The sequence below is a fragment of the Salinicola halophyticus genome (assembly GCF_003206695.1).
Lineage (GTDB): Bacteria > Pseudomonadota > Gammaproteobacteria > Pseudomonadales > Halomonadaceae > Salinicola > Salinicola halophyticus.
Genome location: NZ_PZJN01000006.1, coordinates 516,410 through 537,913 on the forward strand (window position 1 = coordinate 516,410; position 21,504 = coordinate 537,913).

Below are 21,504 nucleotides of genomic sequence, written 5' to 3' on the forward strand. Positions count from 1 at the left end.
GGTATCACAACTGGGCACACGCAAAAATCGAGAACACTTGGAGGTATTCATGCAAAGGATCACTGCAATCATCGCGGCAGCTCTGATGACGACAGGTATGGCCAGTACTGCGGCTATGGCACAGGACAACGCGAACAGTGCTCCGCAGTCTCAGTCTCAGGCGGCCGCCAAGAATTTTTCTGATGAAGAGTTGCAGCAGTTCGCTGACGCTTCTCAGGAAATCGCTTCGATTTCCCAGAATTATACCCAGAAGCTGCAGAATGCATCCGATGAGGGCGATCAGCAGGAGATTCGCCAGCAGGCCAACGACGAGATGGTCGAGGCGGTCAAGGATAGCGGTATGGATGTGGAGAAGTTCAACTCCATCGGTCAGGCCGTTCAGCAGGATCCGCAGCTGATGCAACGCGTGAAGGGCATGGTTCAGCAGCCCCAGCAGTAAACGCGCCATGATGGCGGCCCTGGACGTTTGATCATGTAATTCTCAGTGCCCGGGCCGCCCAAACAAAAACCGCCGACATCGAGTCGGCGGTTTTTTTATGCCACTACTTCAATGTACTACGTGATCAGTTGTTATCGATCGCGTCGCTGGCATCGTCCAGAAGGTTGGACGTGGCAGATTTGGTGTCGTGCCAAGCGCTGGATGCACCCTGCTTGGTGTTTTCCCATGCGTCGGCAGCCTGCTTCCTGGCCTGATTCCACCAGTCATTGTCGTACTCGGGCTGCTGCTTCAGCTCGTCCTTGTCCATGTCGACCACGACACGATATTCGATATCGTCGAGGTCGTCGTTATGCTGGGTTTCGACCGTGAAGTCACCTTTCTTGACCACGAAATCCTTGTCGCCCATGTCGAGGACGCCACCGGCTTCGACGACCAGCGCCTGCACGCTCATGTCTTCGCCGAGCAGGATGTCTTCGACATCACCGACATCGTCGTCTTTCTGACCGGAGAGATAGACATCTGCATCCATCAGTTCATCGGCGGAGTAGAGACCTTGGCGGCTCTGCGAATCCTGATCGTCCTGAGCCATAGCGGCCTGGGACATCATTACGCTGCTGGCTGCCAGCGTGACCACGCCGAGTGTCTGCTTCCATGACAGGTTTTGCATCGAAATCTCCTTGCCTTGCGGCTTTTGCGTACAACTCTCTGTAATCTCATGAATTTCTAAAGATTACACATTTGTAATGTAGTTGTTCGCTCGGCTTTTGCAAGCGGCCATGACGAGCCGCTACAGCATGAAGGCCAGTTCCAGCGGCAGGTAGATGAAGGCCAGTAATGTCGAGCAAAAGACCAAGCTCGCGACATATTCGGGTTCGCGGCGGGAGCGTTGGGCGAAGAGATAGTTGTAGACGGCGACCGGCATGCTCATCTGAAGTGCCACTGCGCTGGCCGCCACTGGCGGCAACCCCAGCCAGTAAGCGATGCCGAAGGAGAGGCCCAGGGCGATGGGCACGCGACACAGCGTGAACAGGAAGCCGGAAGAGAGATTGCGCGCCTGCATGCTCGCCAGCGATACGCCGAGCGTGATCAGCATCAGCGGAATCGTCAGGCCGGACAGCAGATGCACGGTGTTGCCGAGCCACATCGGCAGGTGAATGCCGGACAGCAGCAGCGTCAACGCGATGGCGATACTGTACAGCGTGGGATTGCGTACCAGCGCCTTCCAGGGATTGCCGCGCGTGGCCATCATCATGCCGACGGTGAATTGAATCAGGGCGTTGGCGACCCAGGCCGTCATGGCGTAGGTGAAGCCGATATGGCCAAACGCGTAGAGCGACACGGGAAGCCCCATGTTGCCGGCGTTGGGATACATCATCGGCGAGATGATGACTTGCCAGGGCTTGCCTAGCAGTCTGGCAACGCCGAAGCTCGCCAGCGCCATGCCGGCGAGCACCAGAAACGTGGTGGCGAGCGTGCGTCCGAAGATATCGGGGTCGACCTCGGCGTTGGCCAGAGAAGCCAGCACCAGCGCCGGGGTACCGATGTTGAACACCAGTTTGGTGACGAATTCGGTGGGGTAGCTGAATCCTAGTCGGATCCACCCGAATCCGATGCTTGCCCCGACCAGCACTGGAGCCATGACCGCGAACAGTTGAGCAAGCATTGCGAGTCCTTGAACCCAAGGGCGATGGAATAGTGAGCGGCAACCGCGGGAAGCGGTATTGTCGTCAATCCATCAACCGGCTGGCAATGCTCGATTATCGATCCGTTCGATCCGTTCGATCCGTCAGCGTCCGGCCATCAGGTCATCTCGACCACGATTCGACCATGGTGGTTGGCGCAGGTCTCCAGATAGCGATGCGCCTCGGCGATCTCTTCGAACGGGAAACGGTAGTCGATCTGGGGCTTGAGTTCTCCGGCGCGTGTCATCCGCCCGACGTCGGCGACGGCGCGATCCAGCGCCTCGCGATTCTGGGGTATTCCCAGTTCGGGCTTGCCACTGAAGTTGGAGAGACAATGGACATGGAACTGGATGTTCTTGCGAAACGCCGCCTGAGCCGGGAAAGTGGTCTGGTTGCCACCCATCAGCCCGTAGAGGATCAGCCGGCCGCGAGTGGCCAGCACGTCGCCAAGCAGATTCATCTGCGGACCGCCAAGGGCATCGAGCACGACATCGACGCCATGATGATCGGTCAGCTTGCCGATCCGGGAGACCAGATCCTGACTTTCGGTATGAATGACGGCGGCGGCACCCAGCGACTTCAAATAGTCGACTGCCGACTCGTGGGGCGTCGCCGCGATGACACGGGCGCCCAGTGCCCGAGCGATCTGCACGGCGTACGGACCGCCGATATGGCAGGCACCCGTGATCAGGACCGTTTCGCCGGGGCGGAGATCGGCGACCTCGCGAAATCCGAGCCAGCTGATCAATGACGAGACATAATGGACGCTGGCTTCGGCGGGCGTCAGGCAGGTCGGATAGGCGATGAGCGCCTCGACCGGCAGCAGAACGCGCTCGGCATGCGCGCCGTAGTGATTGGGGTCGAACGCCGGAATCGAGGCAACCCGGTCGCCCGGTGAAAAGGCGGTCACTCCCGGGCCAACGGCGATCACTGTGCCGGCCATTTCAGTTCCCGAAGCGGCCGGCAGTCTGGCTTCGGTCGGGGCCATGTTGCGGCGCCACATGATGTCGTACCAGTTGATACCGAGCGCCTCTGCCGCAACCAGTACTTCTCCGGCGGCGGGTTGCGGATTGTCGCGCTCAATGATCTCCAGTACGTCGGCATCGCCGAATCGCTGAAATTGTATCGTACGTGACATTGTGCACCTCAATGTATCCAGGTCTTGCCATCGACTCTATCGACGATGGCCGGTAAACACTATGCTCGGGGATCGATAGTGGTTATAACCCTGATCGATACGACGACTGAAAGCACAAGTGCGGTCGCCAGATTCAGGAAGGGGCGAGTGGAAGGTTGCAACTCGCCGAAGGGAGGGCGTGCATGAATCGCAGTGACCTGCGTGGAGTGGATTTCAAACTGCTGGTCGTGTTCGAGACACTGATGCAGGAACGCAGCGTGTCGCGTGCCGCGGAGAGGCTATTCATCGGTCAGCCGGCGACCAGCGCGGCATTGGCGCGACTCAGGGACGTCTTCGGCGATCCACTGCTGGTGCGTACCGGGCGCCAGATGGTTCCCACCGCGCGCGCGCAGCAGATCTACGAACAGCTGCAACCCGCACTCGATGCCATCTCCAACGTGCTCAGCCGGACCAGCGACTTCGACCCGGCGACCAGCGAAGCCGTGTTTCGGGTCGGGCTCACCGACGACATCGAGTTTGCCTTGCTGCCGGCGCTGCTCAAGCGGCTGCGAACAGAAGCGCCGGGTATCGTGCTGGTCGTGCGACGCGCCGATTTCCACTTGATGCCGCAGTTGCTCAATACCGGCGAAGTCACCGTGGCCGCCGGCTACGCGCGGGAGCTGCCGGCCAACGCCAAGCAGAAGATCCTGCGTCACAGTCGCGGCATGATATTGCGGGCGGACAGTCGCCCCGGGGCATTGACGCTGGACGAGTACTGCGAGCGGCCGCATGCGCTGGTGTCCTTTGACGGCAACCTCGACGGCTACGTCGATGAACTGCTGGCCGAGCAAGGCCGCAAGCGGCGGATCGTGCTTGCCGTCCCGCAGTTCAACAGTCTCGCCTCGCTGCTGCGGGATACCGACATGGTTGCCACCGTGCCGGACTATGCCGCCGACGTTCTGGCTTCCCAGGGCGGGCTACGGGTAGACGAGATGCCGCTGGAGCGGGCGCCGTCGCCGCTGAGCATGGTGTGGCAGAGCGTCTACGACAACGATCCCGCCGAGCGCTGGCTGCGCTCGCGAATCCAGATGATGTTTGCCGATAGCGACGAGTGAGTGGCCGGGGATAATCAGAAACGGCATTCAGCCGCGGCTCTTGACCGGTAGACGGGCTCCCGCGTGACTTGACTTCGTCAGTGAAGATCAGAATCATTCGCGCCTGCGGTCGGCCGTCGATCACTCGGCACTGCCCCTCATGCTCGATGCTTGGCACGCACTTCTGACCTCTCCGCCGCCACGACAGATCGCGTCAGGAGAGGCTTGGCGCCGCCACCAGCGAGCCCAATCGCCGGCTACGGAATCCGAATGGAACTACTGCGCGTCGTCTTTCGTCATTATCGCTGGCCGTTCATCGGCGTCATGCTGCTCAGTCTGTTGAGCGCGGCGCTGGGGATCGGCGTCATCGCCTTCATCAATCACTACCTGATTGTGACCGACGGCTCCGCGATGGCCGCACTGGTGCCGTTCATCGCATTGGTCGCGCTGCTGCTGGCTGTGACGCTGGGCTCTCAGCTGGCGCTGACGACTCTGGGCCATCACTTCGTCTATCAACTGCGCGGTCGGTTGATCAAGCGCATTCTCGACACCGATATCGAACGTCTCGAGCAGCTCGGCAGCGCGCATCTGCTGTCGTGTCTTTCCAGTGATATTCGCAACGTCACCATCGCCTTCGTGCGTCTGCCGGAACTGGTCCAGGGCGTCGTGATCACGCTGGCTTCCGTGGCTTATTTGCTCTGGCTCTCGCCACCGCTGCTGATGGTCACGGCGGTCTGGATCGCCGTGACCATGCTGATCGGCTGGTGGCTGGTGTCGAAGGTCTACCACCACATTCGCATTACCCGCGCCACCGATAGCCGGCTCTACCAGGACTACGAGACGATCCTCCACGGACGCAAGGAGCTGGCGCTCAATCGCGATCGCGCCCGGCATTTGCTGGAAGAGGTCTACGAGGCCGACGCGCGAATCTATCGCGATCACATCATCCGCGCCGACACTTACCACCTTAGCGCGGGCAACTGGACCAACATCATGATGTTGGGCGCCATCGGCGTGGTGTTTTTCCTCGCCAACGGCCTGGGCTGGTCGAATACGGCGGTGGCGGCGACGTTCTCGCTGACACTGCTGTTTCTACGCTCGCCGCTGATCCAGGCGGTGGGCGCGACGCCCACGCTGATCACCGCTCAGGTCTCGTTCGACAAGCTGCGGGAACTGTCACTGGCCGAATACCGCACCGATTTCGATCTGGTCGAGATCCACAGCGAGTGGCAGTCGCTGGAAATGCGCGACATCACCTATCGCTATCCGGCCAAAGCGGGGCGCGAAGGATTTTCGGTTGGGCCGCTCAACCTGCGCCTCGAGCGCGGCGAGCAGGTCTACCTGATCGGCGGTAACGGCAGCGGCAAGTCGACCCTGGCCAAGCTTCTGACCGGACTCTATCGACCCCACGCGGGCGAGATCCGCATCGACGACGAGATCGTCGGCGAGTCGGACTGGCACCGTTACCGTCAACGGTTCTCGGCGGTCTATACCGATTTTCATCAGTTCGATCGGCTGATGGGCCCACGCGGTGGCGCGGCCGATCCCGCGCTGCTGGACAACTGGCTGCAGACGCTGGAACTGGCCAGAAAGCTGCAGCTCGACGAGGGCAAGGTGCTCGATACCGAGCTTTCCCAGGGCCAGCGCAAGCGTCTGGCACTGCTGATGGCACTGGTCGAGCAGCGTCAGATTCTGCTGCTGGACGAGTGGGCCGCGGATCAGGACCCGCAGTTCCGTCGCGCTTTCTATCGCGAGCTGATGCCGCGCTTTCGCGAGCTCGGCATCACGGTCTTCGCGATCAGCCATGACGACCACTATTTCGCCCACGCCGATAGGCTTCTGGAAATGCGAGACGGCCAGCTGCGCGAACTGACCGGCGACGAGCGGGCGCTGGCCAGCCGGGATGCGGTGGCCCGAATCGATACGCCCTGAAGGAGAGCGAAGCGACTGGCTAGTCGTCACTGGCCGGTGGCGGCCTGTGGGATGCGAGCCTGCCTGGCGGTAGCGCCTTGCCCTTACGCTGGCCCACGCTGCTCTCCTGAGCCAGACGCTGACCGCCATGGCGGGCCTTGGCTTCCATGGAGGGAATTAGATCCCCTTCGCTGAGATGACGCCAGAAGCGCTGCGGCATGTGTTGAGTCATCACCTTGTGGTTGAGCCGAGCCGGATTGAAGGTGCTGACGAAATAGGTTCGCCAGAGCGCATGGTCCTCATCGGCATTGGCGCGCTCGGCGGCTGTCCGCGCCTCGGTCGTCCAGGCGGCGGGGCAGGGGAAGCGATAGTCGAGCGTCGAGCCGTTCCAGTGCACGCCGCCTTCCGGCGTGGCAATCAACCAGGGCGAGCCGCCCATGCGGTCGGCGAAATGTTCTGCGCCCAGGTCGAGCACGTCATGCGCGGGCTCGAACCAGGCGACGTAGCGTTCACCCAGCGCGTCATCGCGCCGATGGAATCGCAGAAAGGCATGCATGTGATGGGCTTCCCGCTTCACCGCATGCCAGCGCTGATGCAGAACGCGGCCGTCCGCGTCGGCGGGGTGAGTCGCCGCCGCATCGCCCTGGACCCATCGCCAAAGAACCCGATACAGCAACGGCCAGCGTGCCTGCTCCCCCTTACCCGATCGATAGCGGGCGGCGTTGCGCAGTAGCGCCAATTGCTCGCGCCCGATTCGGATCGATGTGGAAGACGGTTCCCGAGAGGAGGGCGGTTTTACCGATGCTGGCGGCGAGGAGAACAGGTCGTCGTGGCTGTCATCGCCGTCCCGCCAGGTCACGTTCGGGGGCGGCACGCCAGCCATCAACAGTCGACGCGCCCGTTCGCGCCACTCGTCGAAATCGCGAGCGTGAGCGATACGTGGCGCCATTGACGATGAATCAGGATTCATGGCAAAAGCTCCGGCTGATGGCTCGCGCGCTTGCGGTGCACGGATCTACCACAGCGCCATCTGGGCAGGCTGAGGTGCGGTCAGGCTCTGGCGCAGGCGGGTGCTGTCCAGGTTGGCGTCGGCGGGGCGGTAGTCCTGGGTGATGACGAACGGACGCATGGTGTCGAGCCGGCAGCGCAGTGCCACCAGATCCTGATAGCGGATGCGCCGGAGGCGTCGCAGATCGATCAGCCGCTGCACGCTGCGCAGGCCGATGCCCGGGACGCGGGCGATCATCGCCGGTTCGGCGCGATTGAGATCGACCGGGAAGTCGTTGCGGTGGGCCAGCGCCCAGGCCAGCTTGGGGTCGATCTCCAGATCCAGGTTGCCCGGCGCGTTCAGCAGCTCTTCGGCCTGAAAACCGTAACTGCGGATCAGGAAATCGGCCTGATACAGTCGATGTTCCCGCAGCAGCGGTGGCGCCGCCTGGGGTAATCCGGCCGGGCGCTCGGGAATCGGGCTGAACGCCGAGTAATAGACGCGCTTGAGACGAAAATCCCGATAGAGATGCTGCGCGGATTGCAGAATCGTACGGTCATCGGTGGCGTCCGCACCGACGATCATCTGCGTACTCTGACCGCCGGGCGCATAGCGCGGCGCCTGTCGTTTGGGATTGTTGCTGCGAACCGGATGGCGGGCATCCTGACGGGCGTCGTCGTTGGCGGCATCGATTCGCTGACGCATGTGGCCCATGGCGGAATGAATGGTACCCAGCTCTTTCTCCGGCGCCAGCGTCTTCAGGCTGGTCAACGTCGGCAGTTCGATGTTCGCACTCAGCCGGTCGGCGTAACGTCCGGCTTCCTCGAGCAGCTTGGGATCCGCTTCCGGGATCGCCTTGAGATGGATGTAGCCGCGGAATTGATGCGTCTCCCGGAGTGACCTTGCCACCTGAATCATCTGCTCCATGGTGTAGTCGCTGGAGCGAATGATGCCGGAGCTCAGGAACAGTCCGCTGATGGTATTGCGGCGATAAAACGATAGCGTCAAGCGAACGACTTCTTCCGGCGTGAAACGCGCGCGGGGCACGTTGCTCGAGCGGCGATTGACGCAGTATTGGCAGTCGAACAGGCAGAAATTGGTCAGCAGCACCTTGAGCAGGGAGACGCAACGTCCGTCCGGCGTGAAGCTATGGCAGATCCCCATGCCGTCAGAGGATCCGAGCCCGGCCTTACCACGGGAAGAGCGCTTGGGCGCGCCGCTGCTGGCGCATGAAGCGTCGTATTTGGCGGCATCGGCGAGGATGGAGAGCTTGTCGATCAGTTCCATGCAGTGATCCTGTGGCGCGCCTCGAAAACTGGATTTATATACAGTATTCGAGAATCACGAGATCGACAAGGTCGATGATTCGATTTCGGAGCTGACATCTACGCCGTGCCCGTCAGTGGCGTTTCATCCCGCAGCGGCCATCTCCCGCTCGACCCAAGCGCGAACGTCGGGGTAGGGGCGCTGGTCGTAGACGCCGAAACCCGCCAGCTGGCGCGCCTTGAGTGGCGTGAAGATCGGCATGGCAAGCCCACACAGAAAGTGGGCGACGCGCTGCGCGCCGGGCACCGAGCCGAGCTGTTCCTGATGGCGCTGGATCAGCGGTCGGGCGTGGCGTTCGAAATCGTGGCGGGTCAATTCCGGGAGTGCCGGCGCTGCGGGCAAACGAGCGACGTGACCCTGGCAGACCGAACAGTGGCCGCAGTTTCGGGCGGCTTGAACAGGCTGGCCGCAGTCTCGGGCGGCTTGAACAGGCTGGCCGACGCCGTCGTGAGCGATGGGATTGCCGCCCTGGAATGAATCGTCACCGAAGTAATCGCCGAGGCGGCGTGCCAGGCAGGTGTCCGATTCGAACAGCGCCAGCATGGCTTGCAGCCGTTCGATCTCCGAGGCTTCTCTGGCGTGGCTCTCGGCGAGCAGACGGTCGGTCGGGGCGTCGACGTCGATCTCCGATTGGCGCACTTCGTAGACGTCGGTCATGCGCTTGCCCTCCAGCACCACCCAGCCCTTGTCCTGAAAGTACTCGAGCGCGGTGATCACCCGCGAGCGCGAGGCATCGATCTGAGCATCGACGCCGGCTTGGTAGAGACGTTCGAAATCCAACGTGCCCCAGGTTTTTGCCATGGCGATGTTGTCCACCAGCAGGCGCACGAAGTCGGCGCGTTCGCCCTGGAATCGGGCGATCAAGTTGGCTGGCTCTTCGAGATAGCGCAGCCGGTACTCCGCCAGATAGGCAAAGCGGGGCGCGATCACCCCGTGCATCTCGAGCCGGACCAGCAGGGTCTTCAACGGCAACAGACGGACGTTGCTGTCGCGGGATAGCGTGTTGAGCAGCACCGGCCATTGGCGCTCCGGCCGTTGGCCGGCATCGGCAATTTCGCTCAGCACGTGGCGAATGCCCTCGCGTTCCGGGGTATCGCCGTAGACGAAGTTTTCCAGCACCCGCAGGCCGTCGCGGCCGGCCAGCATCAGGCAGCGCGAGGGGTTGCCGTCGCGTCCGGCGCGACCGATCTCCTGGCTGTAGTTCTCGATCGACTTGGGCAGGTCGTAGTGAATGACGTTGCGGATATCGCCCTTGTCGATGCCCATGCCGAAGGCGATGGTGGCAACGATGCAGGGGATCTCGCCGCTCATGAAACCGCGCTGGATCTGGTCTCGGGTCTCGCTATCGAGCCCGGCATGATAGGCGCGCACCGAGAAACCCTGCTTCGCCAATGCCGCGGCCACCGATTCGGCGGTCTGCTGGAGAGTGACGTAGATGATGGTCGGCGCTTGCGATCCCGGTTCCGATGTTGGCGCCTGTCGTGGCGATAGCCATTCGACCAGCGCCGGCAGGCGGGTTTCGGTTTCCACCGGATGGACCAGCAGTTCCAGGTTGCTGCGATAGAAGCCGGTGACGATGACGTCATCTGCGGCGATGTCGAACTTGGCGCGCATGTCGTCGATCACCGCCGGTGTCGCGGTAGCGGTCAGCAGCAGCGCCTGGGGGATGCCGAATTCGCGCTGGTAATCCGGCAGCTTGAGATAGTCCGGGCGGAAATTGTGGCCCCACTCGGAAATACAGTGCGCTTCGTCGATCACCAGCAGCGAAATCGCGATCTGACGCAGGAAATGACGAAAGCGCTCGTTCTTCAGTCGCTCCACCGAGACCATCAGAATCTTCAGCTCGCCGCTGCGGGCGCGGTCCATGATCGCGCGGGCGGTATCCCGATCCTGGGTCGAGTCGAGGCTCGCCGCCGCCACGCCGTGACGCTGGAGGAACGCCAACTGGTCCTGCATCAGGGCGAGCAGCGGCGAGACCACCAGCGTGAGATGGGGCAAATGCAGCGCCGGCAGTTGATAGCAGAGCGACTTGCCGGCGCCGGTGGCGAAGATCGCCGCCGTCGAGCGCCCGCCGATGACGCTTTCGATCACGGCTTCCTGGCTACCGCGAAAGGCGGGAAAGCCGAACACCTCGAGCAGGGTATCGCGGGGGCTTTTCGTCTCCTGAGCCATATTCTCCTGGGTCATGTTCTCTCCTGGGGCCAGGGTGCGGTCGTATCGGGTTTGGACGTGTCGGACGAGGCGGAATCAGCCGAAGACTCGGCGGGTGGCTGGGTCTGGTTCGGCGTCAATGCCGGTTGGGCATACCGCGACGAGCGATAGCTGACGCCGTAGCGTAGATGCGGCGCTGCCGGACCGCTGTGGAGTGCCGTGACCCGATCGATAATGGCGCGGTCGGCCAGCGTCAGCCGGTCGAGCATGCGCAGATGCTGCAGCCAGTTGGGGACCAGAAAGACCTCCTGCCACAGATCGCGATCGACGGTGTCGCGGTAGAGCGACCAGCGTTTGGCGCCGTTGCGCAGCCGCAGTTTTCGTAGCGGACGCACGGCGCGAGCGAATTCACGCAGATGTTCGCTGTCGATGCGGTATTCGACCGTCACCATCACCGACCCGCGGGCCGGATTGAAGTCGAAATCGGGCCTGCTGGTGTGCGCTTCGGGCGCCTCGACAAGATCGTTGGCATCCAGCTCCGGGAGCTTGGAAGGGAGCAGCAATAGCGCCGAGACGATCAGCAGCGCGCCGGCCAGCATCAACGCCATCTGTACGCCCAACCCTTCGGCCAGCTGCCCCCACAGCAGCGAGCCCAGCGTAAGGCCGCCGTAGAGCGCGGTCTGATACAGCGCCAGGGCGCGAGCCTTGACCCAGTCCGGCACCAGTATCTGGACCGAGGAGTTGTAGGAGGCCACGGCCGCGATCCAGCAGCTGCCGCCGACGATGAGCGCCGGGAACAGCACCCACAAGGTGTCGAGGCCGCCGAGTGCCAGCATCACCACGCCCAGCGTCATCGCGGCGAAGCTGATCAGTCGGCTGCTGCCGACCCGCTGTCGAGCCCGGTTGACCAGCGTGCTGCCGGCGATCGCCCCGATGCCCAGGCCGCCGAGCATGTAGCCGTAGAGCGAGGCGCTGCCGCTGGGATGCTGGTGGGCCAGTAGCGGCAGCAGCGCCCAGAGTGCGCTGGCGGAGATGCCGAAGATGAACGAGCGCATCATCACCAGCCGGGTGACGCTGGAGTACTGCACAAAATGCAGGGCCGCCTTGACGCCTTCCCAGATGCGCTCCGGGGGCAGGGATTTGGGCAGCACGGCACGCTTCCAGCGCCACAGTGCCGCGATCAGCCCGCAGAAACAGAACACGTTGAGCAGGAAGATCCACGACGGCCCCACTGCCGCTAGCAGCAACCCGCCGATGGCAGGGCCGATGGCGCGGGCGGCGTTGTAGTTGACGCTGTTGAGCAGCACGGCGCTCGAGACCAGATTGCGCGGCACCTGCTCGTTGACCGCGGCCTGCCAGGCCGGCGTGGTAATCGCGCCACCGATCGAGACGCAGAGGATCGAGACGATCAGCAAGGTCGGCGACAGCAGATTCAGAAACGCGATCAGGGTGACGAACACGCCGCCCAGCACCTCGATACCCAGGCCGAACAGCATCACCTTGCGGCGATCGTAGTTGTCGGCGATCACCCCGGTGACGATCGACATCAGCACCAGCGGCAGCGCTGCCGCGACCTGGATCATCGCCACCGCCACCGCGCCGCCGTCGTTGGACGTCACCACCCAGGCCGCCGCCACCGACTGTGCCCACACGCCGAGGTTGGCGAACAGGTTGGCGATCCAGATCATCCGGAACGCGGGCACTCCCAATGGGGCGAAGGTGCTGACATTCGCCGGGCGTGGCGGCGTCTGCTCGGACTCGAGGGTCAGATCACTCTGGCGGGAAACGGGTTGCAGCATGACGAGCTCGCAGACAGGAGGCGAATCGGAAGGCACGACCGGGCGAGCGGACAAGGCCCAGCGCTAAAGGTTAGCATCCTGTCTATGGTAGCGAGCGTCCAGTGCTATCGCTTACCGGCAAGCCATATGTCGATCAGGGATAGGTGTCGGCGTTGCGGTTACTGCAGCACCGCGATGGGGCAAGCGTCGGCGGGGTGGGTCATCACCCGCATGGGAATGCCGTAGATGGCTTCGAGATTGATATCGTTCATCATGCTGGCCGGTGCGCCCTCGGCGAGGAGCTTGCCGCTGTGCAGCGCGACCAGATGATCGCAGTAGCGCGCCGCCATATTGACGTCGTGAAGCACGATGACGACGCCGAGGCCCAGCTCGCGGCACAGCTTGCGTACCAACGCCAACACTTCGACCTGATGGGCGATATCGAGTGCGGCCAGCGGCTCATCGAGAAGCAGATAGCGGCTACCCTGAGCCAGCAACATCGCCAGCCACACCCGCTGGCGCTCGCCGCCGGAGAGCGTATCGACCAGGCGGTCGGCGAAGGGTTCGGTGTGGGTCAGGGCGATAGCGCGTTCGATCTGCTGGTGATCGTGGCGGTTGAGGCGCCCGAGCAGGCCGTGCCAGGGGTAGCGGCCGAAGCCGATCAGCTCGCGGCAGGTCAGATTCTCGGCGCTGGGTAGATGTTGTGGCAGATAGGCGACATGGCGGGCAAACTCGCGCGGTTTCCATTGCGATAGCGGCCGGCCATCGAGCTGGATGCCACCGTGGCTGACCGCCTGCTGCTGCGCGAGCAGCTTGAGCAGCGTCGACTTGCCGGAACCGTTGTGACCGATCAGGCCGTAAATCTGGCCTTCACCGAAGGTAAAATCGATAGACGAGAGCAGCGTCTTGCCCGCGATCTCGAAGCTCGCCGATTGGACTTCGAACATGGCTGGGGCAACCTCGCGATGAGTGATAGGTCACAGATGGAAGGCAATCCTAATTCAAATACGAACGGTTATCAAAGACAGTTGTCGTCGTTTATCGTCTGGCAGTGTCCGTTGACTGCCGAATATCCCTGTCCCTGGAGCGCGAACCCATGATAAGGAGCGCGAACCCATGAAAGTCTGGTTGTCGATATTGCTGTTCGCGCTCGTCGCCGGGGGCGTGCTGACCGCCGTCGCTTCGCATGAACCGTTCGAGCCGCGGATGGTGCGACTGGAAACCCAGCGCGCGCTGCCGTCGCTGGCGGACGGGTTGGCCGAGGAATCACCCGCCATCAACGCGCTCTTCCTGAACTACGCCGATGATCCGGCGCTCTGGACGAGTGCCTGGTTGGCGATCCGCAATCATGGTGACCTGGCCCGCGAAGCGTTGCTCGATTATGGACTCGATCCGGAATTTCAAAAGGTACTGGTGCGATTCGGCGCGGACGCGGTGTTGCCGGTGATCTATTACCGCGATCACGACATCGCCACGCTGCGCGCTCAGCACTGGCTGGGAACCCGCTATCGTCAGGCCAGCGAGCAGCTCGACCGCTGGTGGGGCGAGGACGATGAATCCGACGAGGCTGGCGATTCCCGTGGCGCGGCCGACCCGACCGAGAACTTGACTGAGAACCCGGCCGAGAACCCGACTCAGGCGGAAACCGGAAAGGGCTCGGCGTCGACGACGTTGACACCTACCCGCCGCGGCCAGGTCGCCATCGCGATTCTCGCCGCCAAAGGTCACGCCTTTCTGCAGCAATTCGTGGTGACGCCGGATAACGACGTGAGCTGGCTGCAGGGCGAGCGCGTGGTCAGCGACATCGGCGATTTCTTTACCAGTGGCTTGCGCGATCTGGAGAGCCAGTGGCGCCGCGGCGAAGCGATCGGCGTTGCGGATATCGGCTGGGCCGGTGTCGACCTGCTGGTGATGACCAGTGCGATCAAGGTGCTGCGGGCCGGCCGGGCGGTGCGAGCCGGCGCCGCTGTGGAGGGGCAGGGCGCGCGGGCCGCCGGACGCGGCGTACTGGCCGGGGGCGGTCGCTTCGTCAGCCTGTCGCGGGCGGCCAAGATCGCCGCGGTCACCGGCACGGCTTACGTGGTCGTGCGTCATCCCAGCCTCGTCAGCGCGCTGGGGGCCAACGCCGCGCGGTGGCTGGGCTGGCCGGTGTGGCTGAGTCAGTTCCTGATCTGGGTCGTGGTGCTATTGCCGCTGTTGATCGTCGTCCGTTTCGTCTATCGCTGGGTGCTGGCACCGCTGCTGTGGCTGTTGGTACCGTTGCTGAAGGCGAGCTCGAGAACGCCTCGCTGGTTGATGAAAAGGCAGCGGTCGCGGCGTGATGGCACGCTGACCGCTCGACCGCAAAATGACTTCCGAACGGATCCCACGCTATGAAAGACGCCTGTCATGATGACAACGCTTATCGGCTGATTTTCGAGCCGCCAACGACCGACACCTACATGCGGCTGCGCCGCGAGGCCGGCATGAACCCGCGCAGTGCCGCCGGTGCCGCGCTGGGTTTACCCAAGAGCCTGTTTGCCGTGCAGGTCGTTCACGTGGGCGAGAATGAAGGCGAGCACGAGAGCGAAACGGTAGGCATGGGGCGCGTCGTCGGTGACGGCGGCTGCTTCTATCAGGTGGTGGATATCGCCGTGCAGCCGGCCCATCAGGGGCGCGGTCTGGGCAAGCGGATCATGGGCGAGATTCGCGCCTATATTCTGCGCGAGGCGCCGGAAAACGCCTTCGTCAGCCTGCTGGCGGATGGCGAAGCGCATCGGCTGTACGCTCAGTTCGATTTCAAGCCAACGAATGCCGTCGGTATGGCCTGGTATCCTCAGCCGAGCAACGATTAAACGTCAGGCCACGAGGCGATATTCAGACTGTCGAGCTCAGCCTGACAACGCGTCATTGCCTGAGCGATATAGCGCCCGGCCATGCGTTCGGAAACACCGAGCCGCTGGCCGATCTCGCGCTGGGTCATGCCTTCCAGTCGGTGCCAGATCAGCGCCTGACGCAGCCGTTCCGGCAGTTCGCCCAGCGTTCGCGTGAGTTGATGGACGCACTGCTGCTGGCAGGCGTCGGTTTCCGGGCAGGCGCGCGGACAGACCAGAACCGGTTCCAGCGCCTCGATGGCGATCAGATCGGGCATCTGGCGACGGCGATGATCGATCAGCAGGTTGCGGGCGATACGAAACAGATAGGCTCGTGGATTGTCGAGCGCGCTTCGCGAGGGAGCGTTGAGCAGGCGAAGATAGACCTCGTGGCACAGGTCGGCGGCCTGATCGCGGGAATCCAGCTGGCGGCTGAGGAAGCCCAATAGCTCGCGATGATGCTGACGGTAGAGAGATTCGAACATTGCTTCGCGCATGTCGGCGGCCCTGGGGGCGAAACGAAAAAGTGCCGCGATCATGGCAAAAATGAGAATCATTAGCAATAAGTCATGCCTGCAACAAGTCGCAGGCCGGGCGCCTCTTGGGCGCCCGGTGGTGAAGTTTTTCGCGTAGCGGCTGGCTCAGTTCGTCGTCGTCAGCGTCCCGGTCTTTCCCGCCTCCTGATTTTCACCGCCCTGGTTTTCACCGCCCTTCGTCGGCCGATAGGCGGTGATGGGGTTGGCAAGCGAACCGGCGAACTGCAGGTTCTTGGACGGATCGGCGAGATCGATCATCTGGCGGTTGTCGCGCAGTTGAAGGCGATTGAGGCACGACAGCGTGAACTCGGGCGCGAACAGGTCGAAGCGCGCGAACTTATCGTCGAATTGCGGATGCCGCTGCTGGTAATCGATCACGCAGGACGCGACCAGCTGCCAGAAATCGTCCTCCTGGAGCTGGTTCGACGCCACCAGGATCTCGGCCAGGAAGCGGAAGAAACAGTCAAACAGGTCGGTGAAGATCGACAGGATCTTCAGGTGCTCCGGCACCTCGACCGCAATGCGCCGGGCCGCTTCCGGCAGGGACTGGCCGTTGTCGAAGATGCCGGTTTCCTCGCCGATATCCTTGAGGATTGCGCCGACCGGCACATGGTCTTCCAGCTGCAGGATCAGGTTCTCGCCGTGGGGCATGAACACCAGATCGTGGGCGAAGAAGCAGTGCAGCAGCGGCGTCATATAGGCCGCCAGATAGCGCTCGATCCAGGCTCGGGCGCCAATGCCCGAGGCGTCGATCAGCGCCGGCAGCAGCGCATCGCCATCGGCGTCCCGATGCAGCAGCGCGGCCATGGTCATCAGCCGCCGATTGGGTGCAATACGGGTGTAGGGGCTCTCCCGCCACAGGCACGCCAGCATCTTCTGGTACGGATGCTGTTTGTCCGTGGCCGCCTCGAAACCGGCGTGGTGATAGCCCAGCGTGGCGACTTCACGCAGCACGCTGAACCCCTGGGCCTGGAGTTCGGCGTCATTGCTGACCAGGTTTTCGACCCAGGCATTGATGGCCGGGGTACCCTTCATGTAGTGCGGCGACAGCCCGCGCATGAAGCCCATGTTGAGGATCGACAGCGCGAACTTGACGTAGCGGCGCCGGGGCTGCGAAACGTTGAACCAGGTGCGGATCGACTGCTGGGCGCGGTAGTCGTCGTCCGCTTCGCCGAGCAGTACCAGGCGCTGCTCGGCGACCTCCCCGGCAAAGGTGATCGCCAGCTTGTGGCGCCACTGCCACGGGTGAACCGGCATCAAGAAGTAGTCCACCGGATCGAGATCGAGCGCGCTAAGTCGAGCCTCGAAGCGCTGGCGAACCGGGGCGTCCAGCTCGTCGTCGATCAGCGTTTCGACATCGAGGCCCTCGATGGCGCTGTACTCCGTGCAGTGGCGCGCGGCGGCCAGCCACAGCGGCCGAATCGCGGCGCCGGCTTCCGGCGCGTAGCGGTGATAGTCATCGACATCGAAGCCGATCCTGCCACTATTGGCGACGAAACAGGGGTGGCCCTCGCTCATCGCCGTCTCGAGGGTCTGGAAGTCGGCCAGCGCGAGTTCGGCGGCCGGTGGTACGTCACGGCCGAACTTGTAAGCCATGCCGGCCAAGGTGCTGGCGATCTCTTCCAGATAGGTCGGCAGATTGTCGCCGGCGATGTTCAGCCGCTCCCGGCATTCGAGCAGAAACTGCGCCACGTCCAGCGCTTGAGGTGCGCCGTCGCGGGTCTTGATCAGTGACGCCCTGTCGATCCACCAGTGATCCAGCGCCATCCGGCGCGCGCGGAAACGGTAGCGGACGGCATCGCTATCGGTGGCGAGGCCGTAATCAGCCCAGCCGTTGGCGTCGATGTCGGTTTCTGCTGTCGGCTGCAGCAGTCGTTCATGGGCGAACTCGCTGATCGCTTTGCCCAGCAGGTCGCGATTGGCGCGCTGCCAACGATCGGGCCTTAGATGGGCGCTGGCTTCGCCCGTTGCCGTGTCGCGGCGCCGCGAGGCGTGCAGCGACTCGAAGCGCTCGCGAGTGCAGAACCCTAGATGGGCGGTCTTCTCGCCCAACGAAATCTCGCGCTCGTAGACGAAGCCGGCACGACGATTGAGCGGGTGGATCCTGTCGTTGGTGACGTCCGGCTCGACGACGATGCGGCGTGTCCCTGGATCGCTGAACAGGAAGGCGACGACGGTGTCGATTACCGCCTGGCTGAAACCGTGAATCGACGGGCTGGCGGGGTTCTTCGGCGCGACCAGGAAATGCATGCCGCGGTCGCCGGGCTGGACGGCGTATTGCTCGCCGACCGGATCCTGGCGGGGGTCGTAGAACTCGACCAGGAACGCCGGCTGGCCGTCGTGGAGGCCGATGAACGCCTGGGCGCCGTCGCTCTGATCCATTTCGCGATAGAACGCCACGACCTGATCGCGGGTATCGCGGCTCATGCCCCAGAAGCGGGCGGTTTCCCGACTGACCCATTCGAAGACGAGGTCGATATCGCGGCCGAGGTCGAGGGGACGCAGGGCGAGGGTGCCGATGCCCGGCCAGTGGCGACGGAAACGTTCATCGGGCGAATAGAGGCTGCTGGACGACGTGGCCTGCGTCTCGAGATCAGTCACGCTACCTATCGCGTTGGTGATCCTTTCGGCGGGCAGCCGACTCTGAGGGTGATTCATGAGTCTCTCCTGGCGGAAATCGGAATTGGAAATCACGCATGTCGAATCGAGGCGCACGGTGGCGGTCATGCCGTTGCCCGCTGCGGCTGGAATACGCGCTCGTCGGGGGCGCCGAAGTCCTGGAAGGTGAAGCCGCGCTCCACGGGATAGACCTCGCGCCCGGCGAGCTCACGGATGATGCAGGCGTTGCGGTAGCACGCCATGCCAAGATCCGGCGCGACCAGGCCATGGGTATGCAACTCGGCGTTCTGGACGAAGATGTCGTCCTCGGCCGTGATGCTGTAGTAGCGGCCGACCGCGTAGCGCCCGGCGGCGTCGCGCTGGATCCGCTCCTCGATCGGGGCGAGGAAGGCGGGTGTCTGCGCCGCGTAGCCGGTGGCCAGGATCACCCCCTCCGTCTGGTGTTCGAAGCGCTGGTCCTGCTCGGTGTGGGTGAAAGTCAGGTCGAAGCGTCGATGGGCGGCATCGAAGCGGCAGCTCTCGAGCTGGGCGCAGGTCAGCAGGTGGGTATCCACGCGGCCCCGCAGGCTCTTGGTGTAGAGACGGTCGTAAATGGTGTTGATCAGCTCGAGGTTAATGCCCTTGTAGAGCCCTTTCTGTTGGCGCATCAGCTCGTTGCGCGTCGACTCGGGCAGGGCATGGAAGTAGTCGATGTAGTCCGGCGAGGTCATCTCGAGGGTCAGCTTGCCGTACTCCAGCGGAAAGAAGCGTGGCGAGCGGGTGACCCAGCTCAGGGTGTAGTCGTGGGTGTCGATCTCCTCGAGCAGGTCGAGATAGATCTCCGCCGCGCTCTGCCCGCTGCCGACGATAGTGATCGCCGACTTCGCCTGTAGCGCCGCCTTGTTGTCGAGATAGCGCGAGGAGTGCACTACGCGCTCGGCCACCGGCTGGCAGCATTCCGGAATCGTCGGCTCGTTGCCGGTGCCCAGCACCAGCCGGCGGGCGCGATAGATGCGATTCTCGTTCTTGCGAGTATCCCGGCAGCGGATGCGATAGCACTGCTCGGCGTCGTCGTAGGTGATGCTCTGGACATCGCGGTTGAAGCGCAGCGACTCGAGCTGCGTGGTGACCCATTGGCAGTACTGGTTGTACTCGCTGCGCAGCAGGAAGAAGTCCTCGCGGATGTAGAAATTGTAGAGCCGGCCCTGGGATTTCAGATAGTTGAGAAAGCTGAAGCGGCTGGTGGGGTCGGCCAGCGTGACCAGATCGGCCATGAACGGCGTCTGCAGTGTGGCGTCCTCGAGCAGCAGCCCGGGGTGCCAGTCGAAGCTCGAGCGACGCTCGAGAAACAGGCCGTCGAGGTCCTCGACGGGATCGGTCAGGCAGGCAAGGCCGAGATTGAACGGCCCCAGGCCGACGGCGATGAAGTCGTAGATGCGGCTCAGCATGATGGCGTGCTCCAGACGATTGGCGGACGCAACGACGAGACCAGGGCTTCACCGACCTGGACGATGTCCGAGACCAGGGCCATCAGATCCTCGACCCGGGTCATGGGGTTGAGCAGTGTGAACTTGAGATGGAAGCGGCCGTCGACCCGCGTGCCGGCGACGACTGCCTCGCCGCGTCGCGACAGCGTCTGACGGATTTGCTGATTGAGCGTGTCGAGATCCCCTTCGTCGTCCACGCCGTCCGGGCGGTAACGAAACACCAGCGTGCTCAGCGCCGGCGCCATCAGCACGTCGATATCGTCGATGTCGCGCATGGATCGATAGGTGGCGCGCGCCACTTCGATGACGTCGTCGAGATAGCCGCCCAGGCGATCGGCTCCCATCGTGCGAAGGGTCATCCACAGCTTCAGAGCGTCGAAGCGCCGGGTCGTCTGCAAGCTCTTGTTGACCAGATCCGGCGTGCCGTCCTCCGCCTGATCGCGGGGGTTGAGATAGTCGGCGTGGTAGGTGACGTGTCGCAGCTGGCGGCGATCGCGAACCAGGCAGGCGCTGCAGCTCACCGGCTGGAAGAAGGTCTTGTGGTAATCGATGCTGACCGAGTCCGCCTGCTCGATCCCGGCGAGCCAGTGACGGTGTCGGCGCGACAGCAGCAGCCCGCCGCCATAGGCGGCGTCCACGTGGAGCCAGATGCCACGCTGGTGGCAGAGCTCGGCGATCGTCGGGATCGGGTCGATGCTGCCGAAGTCGGTGGTGCCCGCGGTGGCGACGATCGCGAACGGGATCAGGCCTTTGTCGTCGCACTCTTTCAGGGTGGCCTGAAGCGCGTCGATATCCATGCGTTTGTCGTTATCGCTGGGCACGGCGATCACGGCATCGTAGCCGAGCCCCAATAATGCGGCTGCCTTCTGCACGCTGAAGTGGCTGACCTCGGAGGTGAGGATGCGCAGCTGGCGATAGTTCTCCGGAAGGCCGTGATGGCGGTTGCCGGCGTGGCCGGGCATCGCTTCGCAGGCGCTGTCGCGAGCGATGCTAAGAGCCATCAGATTGGACTGGGTGCCGCCGCTGGTGAACACGCCATCGGCATTCTCGCCGAGTCCGATACGCGCCGCGGTCCAGTCGATCAGCTTCTGCTCGATCAGCGTGGCGCCAGCGCTCTGGTCCCAGGTTTCCACCGCCGTGTTGAGCGGCGTGGTAATCGCCTCGGCCAGGATCGATGGCAGCGTGATCGGGCAGTTGAGGTGCGCGACATAGCGTGGATGGTGGAAGTACACGGCGTGATCGAGATAGAGCCGCTGGACCTCCTCGAGGCTGGCATCGAGATCGTTCAGGGGCCGGTCGAGATCGATCGCCTCGAACGCGGGCTGCAGTTCGTGCGGGGCAACGCCGCTGCAGGGGCCCTGCGCCCGGCTCAGCGTGCGCTGGACCCGCTCCATGCATTGCTGCATGCCGCTGCGGTAGGCCTCCAGCGACTGCTCGCCGAACAGATTCAGGGCTTCAGGCGAGCCTGGCGGACGGGACCGATGCAAGGGGATGGGCGTGGCGAATTCCATGTCATGTCGCATGACGTTTCTCCTGATTGCCTTA

Annotated in this window: 17 protein-coding genes; 5 read left to right on the top strand and 12 right to left on the bottom strand. The window is 63.3% G+C overall.

The window, feature by feature from the left end; all coding sequences use genetic code 11:
- The first annotated feature begins 37 nt into the window (after window positions 1–37).
- A complete protein-coding gene (locus tag DOM58_RS10175; protein ID WP_425353393.1) occupies window positions 38–439 on the top strand; it encodes a DUF4168 domain-containing protein in 402 nt (133 codons plus the stop codon).
- A gap of 124 nt (window positions 440–563) precedes the next feature.
- On the opposite strand, the gene DOM58_RS10180 is transcribed toward DOM58_RS10175, so the two are convergent.
- The 3 genes from DOM58_RS10180 to DOM58_RS10190 all read right to left on the bottom strand — a co-directional run bounded on the left by DOM58_RS10180 (window position 564) and on the right by DOM58_RS10190 (window position 3,259).
- Entirely contained in the window at window positions 564–1,106 is a 543-nt protein-coding gene (locus DOM58_RS10180; RefSeq protein ID WP_110692741.1) for a PRC-barrel domain containing protein, read from the bottom strand.
- A 120-nt stretch (window positions 1,107–1,226) separates the two neighbouring features.
- Entirely contained in the window at window positions 1,227–2,102 is an 876-nt protein-coding gene (locus DOM58_RS10185) for an AEC family transporter (RefSeq protein ID WP_075562725.1), read from the bottom strand.
- A gap of 137 nt (window positions 2,103–2,239) precedes the next feature.
- Window positions 2,240–3,259: a zinc-dependent alcohol dehydrogenase family protein gene (locus DOM58_RS10190; RefSeq protein WP_075562724.1), complete on the bottom strand. Its 1,020-nt coding sequence runs from the start codon at window positions 3,257–3,259 to the stop codon at window positions 2,240–2,242.
- 182 nt (window positions 3,260–3,441) lie between these two features.
- On the opposite strand from DOM58_RS10190, the gene DOM58_RS10195 reads away from it, so the two are divergent.
- Both DOM58_RS10195 and DOM58_RS10200 read left to right on the top strand, forming a co-directional pair.
- Window positions 3,442–4,353 carry a LysR family transcriptional regulator gene (locus DOM58_RS10195; protein WP_110692742.1) on the top strand — a complete coding sequence of 304 codons (912 nt, stop codon included), beginning with the start codon at window positions 3,442–3,444 and terminating at the stop codon, window positions 4,351–4,353.
- 249 nt (window positions 4,354–4,602) lie between these two features.
- Window positions 4,603–6,264 carry a multidrug ABC transporter permease/ATP-binding protein gene (locus tag DOM58_RS10200; protein ID WP_110692743.1) on the top strand — a complete coding sequence of 554 codons (1,662 nt, stop codon included), beginning with the start codon at window positions 4,603–4,605 and terminating at the stop codon, window positions 6,262–6,264.
- Window positions 6,265–6,283: 19 nt separating this feature from the next.
- Here DOM58_RS10200 and DOM58_RS10205 read toward each other — a convergent pair whose 3' ends face one another.
- The 5 genes from DOM58_RS10205 to DOM58_RS10225 form a co-directional block, all read right to left on the bottom strand.
- Window positions 6,284–7,213: a TIGR03915 family putative DNA repair protein gene (locus DOM58_RS10205; protein ID WP_223162156.1), complete on the bottom strand. Its 930-nt coding sequence runs from the start codon at window positions 7,211–7,213 to the stop codon at window positions 6,284–6,286.
- 45 nt (window positions 7,214–7,258) lie between these two features.
- The gene (locus tag DOM58_RS10210; RefSeq protein WP_110692745.1) at window positions 7,259–8,518 is read right to left on the bottom strand and encodes a putative DNA modification/repair radical SAM protein; all 1,260 of its coding nucleotides are present in this window, start codon (window positions 8,516–8,518) and stop codon (window positions 7,259–7,261) included.
- A gap of 123 nt (window positions 8,519–8,641) precedes the next feature.
- Window positions 8,642–10,744, bottom strand: coding sequence for a RecQ family ATP-dependent DNA helicase (locus DOM58_RS10215; RefSeq protein ID WP_245392225.1), 2,103 nt, complete (start codon window positions 10,742–10,744; stop codon window positions 8,642–8,644).
- A complete protein-coding gene (locus tag DOM58_RS10220) occupies window positions 10,741–12,507 on the bottom strand; it encodes an MFS transporter (protein ID WP_110692746.1) in 1,767 nt (588 codons plus the stop codon). The genes DOM58_RS10215 and DOM58_RS10220 overlap by 4 nt, the downstream gene beginning before the upstream one ends.
- A gap of 158 nt (window positions 12,508–12,665) precedes the next feature.
- On the bottom strand, window positions 12,666–13,433 hold the full coding sequence (locus DOM58_RS10225) for an ATP-binding cassette domain-containing protein (RefSeq protein ID WP_075562717.1): 768 nt from the start codon (window positions 13,431–13,433) through the stop codon (window positions 12,666–12,668).
- Window positions 13,434–13,602: 169 nt separating this feature from the next.
- Here DOM58_RS10225 and DOM58_RS10230 point away from each other — a divergent pair, with 169 nt between their 5' ends.
- Together DOM58_RS10230 and DOM58_RS10235 are read left to right on the top strand one after the other, a co-directional pair.
- Window positions 13,603–14,862 (top strand): hypothetical protein, encoded by a 1,260-nt coding sequence (locus tag DOM58_RS10230; RefSeq protein ID WP_188113804.1) that lies wholly within the window; start codon window positions 13,603–13,605, stop codon window positions 14,860–14,862.
- Window positions 14,859–15,320 carry a GNAT family N-acetyltransferase gene (locus tag DOM58_RS10235; RefSeq protein ID WP_110692747.1) on the top strand — a complete coding sequence of 154 codons (462 nt, stop codon included), beginning with the start codon at window positions 14,859–14,861 and terminating at the stop codon, window positions 15,318–15,320. Before DOM58_RS10230 ends, DOM58_RS10235 begins: the two co-directional genes overlap by 4 nt.
- On the opposite strand, the gene DOM58_RS10240 is transcribed toward DOM58_RS10235, so the two are convergent.
- The 4 genes from DOM58_RS10240 to DOM58_RS10255 form a co-directional block, all read right to left on the bottom strand.
- A complete protein-coding gene (locus tag DOM58_RS10240) occupies window positions 15,317–15,835 on the bottom strand; it encodes an RNA polymerase sigma factor (RefSeq protein ID WP_075562872.1) in 519 nt (172 codons plus the stop codon). The genes DOM58_RS10235 and DOM58_RS10240 overlap by 4 nt on opposite strands.
- Before the next feature lie 144 nt (window positions 15,836–15,979).
- Window positions 15,980–18,532: a GNAT family N-acetyltransferase gene (locus DOM58_RS10245; protein WP_110692938.1), complete on the bottom strand. Its 2,553-nt coding sequence runs from the start codon at window positions 18,530–18,532 to the stop codon at window positions 15,980–15,982.
- 65 nt (window positions 18,533–18,597) lie between these two features.
- Complete coding sequence (locus DOM58_RS10250) at window positions 18,598–19,920, bottom strand: lysine N(6)-hydroxylase/L-ornithine N(5)-oxygenase family protein (RefSeq protein ID WP_110692748.1); 1,323 nt, start codon at window positions 19,918–19,920, stop codon at window positions 18,598–18,600.
- On the bottom strand, window positions 19,914–21,482 hold the full coding sequence (locus DOM58_RS10255) for a pyridoxal phosphate-dependent decarboxylase family protein (protein WP_280951130.1): 1,569 nt from the start codon (window positions 21,480–21,482) through the stop codon (window positions 19,914–19,916). The genes DOM58_RS10250 and DOM58_RS10255 overlap by 7 nt, the downstream gene beginning before the upstream one ends.
- Window positions 21,483–21,504 lie beyond the last annotated feature (22 nt).